The 2950-nt window shown below is 64.9% G+C and carries 4 protein-coding genes; 1 reads left to right on the forward strand and 3 read right to left on the reverse strand.

The features are described 5' to 3' along the window. Positions 1-876: OprD family outer membrane porin (locus tag E8F11_RS13420; protein ID WP_280289308.1), on the forward strand; the 876-nt coding region annotated here is incomplete at its 5' end. Between the two features lie 140 nt (positions 877-1016). On the opposite strand, the gene yjiA is transcribed toward E8F11_RS13420, so the two are convergent. The 3 genes from yjiA to E8F11_RS13435 form a co-directional block, all read right to left on the reverse strand. Then, complete coding sequence (yjiA, locus tag E8F11_RS13425) at positions 1017-1991, reverse strand: GTPase (RefSeq protein WP_280289309.1); 975 nt, start codon at positions 1989-1991, stop codon at positions 1017-1019. An 81-nt stretch (positions 1992-2072) separates the two neighbouring features. After that, positions 2073-2276: a YbdD/YjiX family protein gene (locus E8F11_RS13430; protein ID WP_280289310.1), complete on the reverse strand. Its 204-nt coding sequence runs from the start codon at positions 2274-2276 to the stop codon at positions 2073-2075. 13 nt (positions 2277-2289) lie between these two features. After that, positions 2290-2950, reverse strand: a 661-nt coding sequence (locus tag E8F11_RS13435) for a carbon starvation CstA 5TM domain-containing protein (RefSeq protein ID WP_280289311.1), incomplete at its 5' end; no start/stop codon positions are given.

A 2950-nucleotide genomic window follows, 5' to 3' on the forward strand; every position in this document is an offset into this window, starting at 1 on the left:
AGCGTGCTCAAGGTCGGCACCCTGCTGCCCAAGCTGCCGGTGGTCCAGTACAACGACTCGCGCCTGCTGCCGCAGACCTTCCAGGGCGGTCACCTGAACTCCCTGGAGCTCGCCGGCCTGACCTTCGACGCCGGCCAGCTCCAGCAGGTCAACCAGCGCGACTCCTCCGACTACGAGGACATGACCCTCGCCAACGGCGGCGCCCGTGGCATCGTCGTCCGCCCCGGCACCACCAGCGACCAGTTCAACTTCGCCGGCGCCAGCTACAAGTGGAACGACAGCCTCAGCACCGGCTATCACTATGGCGAGCTGGACGACCTCTACAAGCAGCACTATGTCAGCGTCCTGCACCTGCTGCCGCTGGGCGACAAGCAGTCGCTGAAGAGCGACCTGCGCTTCGCCCGCTCCACCGACGAAGGCGCCAGCAACGTCGACAACAAGGCCTTCGGCGCCCTGTTCACCTACGCCCTCGGCGGCCATGCCTTCGGCCTCGGCTACCAGAGCATGAGCGGCGACACCGGCTTCGCCTATATCAACGGCACCGATCCCTTCCTGGTCAACTACGTGCAGATCGGCGACTTCGCCAACAAGGACGAGAAATCCTGGCAGGCCCGCTACGACTACAACTTCGCCAGCCTCGGCCTCCCCGGCCTGACCTTCATGACCCGTTACCTGTCCGGCGACAACATCGACCTCGGCGCCAACCGCGAAGACGGCAAGGAATGGGAACGCAACACCGACATCGCCTACGTGTTCCAGGACGGTCCGCTGAAGAACTTCGGCATCAAGTGGCGCAATGCCTCGGTGCGTTCCAACTTCACCAACGACATCGACGAGAACCGCCTGATCCTCAGCTACGTGCTGCCGCTCTGGTAAGCGCTTCCCGACTGTAGGATGGGTGGAGCAGAGCGATACCCATGCGGACCCGGGTTGATGGGTATCGCTTCGCTCCACCACATCCTACGTCCCCACGCCCGCCGCCTGTGGGAGCAAATTCATTCGCACTTTCGATCCGCTCACACCTGCGCCGCTTCGAAACCCGCGCGGATCTTCTCCTCGGGCAACTGGTCGCCGATGAATACCATCACGCTCTCCCGCGCTTCGCCTTCTTTCCACTCTGCATCCCAGTCGAAGCCATAGAGCCGCAGCACACCCTGGAACACCATCCGGCGCTCCTCGCCGGCAATCGCCAGCACACCCTTGTAGCGCAGCATGGAGTTGCCGTGCTCCTCCAGCAGCTGCTCCATGAAGGCGCTGAGCTTGTCGATATCCAGCGGTCTATCGCTTTTCAGCACCAGGGTGCCGATGCGGTCCGGCGTACCGGCCGGGCTCAGCGGACGCAGGCTCAGTGCCGGGCCGACGTCGGCGTTCAGGTTGAAGCCGCGCACGTCGAGCAGCTCGGCCAGGTCGATGCGGCCGTGATCGACCACGCGGATCGGCGCGCGGCGGTTGATGCGTTGCAGGCGCTGGCTGAGCGCTTCGAACGCGTCGGGCTCGACCAGGTCGGTCTTGCTCACCAGGATGCGGTCGGCGAAGCCCACCTGGGCCTGGGCAATGGTCTCCTGCAGGTGTCGGTCGGCATTGGCGGCGTCCACCAGGGTGATGATGCCGTCCAGCACATAGCGCTCGCAGAGCTCTTCGTCGGCGAAGAAGGTCTGCGCCACCGGCGCCGGGTCGGCCAGGCCCGTGCACTCGATCACCAGGCGGTCGAAGGCCAGCTCGCCGGCGTCCAGGCGCTCCAGCAGCACGAACAGCGCCTTCTCCAGCTCGACATGGATGGAGCAGCAGACGCAGCCGTTGGCCAGGGTCATCACCTGCACCGGCTCCTCGCCCAGCAACTGGCCGTCGATCGGTGTCTCGCTGAACTCGTTCTCGATCACGGCGATCTTCAGGCCGTGCTCGGCCTTGAGGATGTATTTCAGCAGGGTGGTCTTGCCGGCACCGAGAAAGCCGCTGAGCACGGTGACCGGAATGGGGAGATGGGCAGACATCAGGGCAATCCTCGAAATCGGGGTCCCGCATAGAAAAAGCGCCACGACAGGCGTGGCGCTCAGGTTACCGCATTGAGGGGTTCAGCAGCAGCGTACGGGCCGTCCCTTGCCGCCGCCGTAGCGGGCTTCCTGCCGCTCGCGGAAGAACTCCTCATAGCTCATCACCGGCTTGTCCGGGTGCTTGCCGCGCATGTGCTCGACATAGGTGTCGTAGTCGGGCATGCCCACCAGCATCCGGGCAGCCTGGCCCAGGTACTTACCCATCCGGCTCAGGTCATTGAACATGCGCAGGTTCTCCTCAAGCGTCCGGAATCGGCTGGAACGGCGCTTCCCTGTCGGTGCGCTCCGGCTTCACCCAGGCGGCGCGGCCGACCTTGATGGCGTAGAACAGGATGCTCAGCACCACGAAGAGGAACAGCGCGGTCAGGGTCGCGTTGGTGTAGGCGTTGAAGATCACGTGCTGCATCTGTCCCATGTCCTTGGCCGGAGCCAGGATCTGGCCAGCGGCGGCGGCATCGCTGTACTTCTTGGCCAGGGCCAGGAAGCCCACCGCCGGGTTCGGGTCGAGCAGCTTGATCAGGCCTGCGGTGGTGGTGCAGATCAGCAGCCAGGTGGCCGGCACCAGGGTGACCCAGACGTAGCGCTGGCGCTTCATCTTGATCAGCACCACGCAGCCCAGCATCAGGGCGATGCCCGCCAGCATCTGGTTGGAGATGCCAAACAGCGGCCACAGGGTATTGATGCCACCCAGCGGGTCGATCACACCCTGGTACAGCAGCCAGCCCCAGAGGGCCACGCAGCCGGCGGTGGCGATGACGTTGGCGGTCCAGGACTCGGTGCGCTTCAGGGCCGGCACGAAGTTGCCGAGCAGGTCCTGCAGCATGAAACGCCCGGCACGGGTGCCGGCGTCCACCGCGGTGAGGATGAACAGCGCCTCGAAGAGGATCGCGAAGTGGTAC

Source organism: Pseudomonas sp. BN417 (assembly GCF_029871205.1).
GTDB lineage: Bacteria > Pseudomonadota > Gammaproteobacteria > Pseudomonadales > Pseudomonadaceae > Metapseudomonas.

Bases quoted from the DNA above. Each gene is read 5' to 3' on its own strand.
- yjiA (WP_280289309.1), bottom strand. From the start codon at position 1,991: ATGTCTGCCCATCTCCCCATTCCGGTCACCGTGCTCAGCGGCTTTCTC.
- E8F11_RS13430 (WP_280289310.1), bottom strand. From the start codon at position 2,276: ATGTTCAATGACCTGAGCCGGATGGGTAAGTACCTGGGCCAGGCTGCC.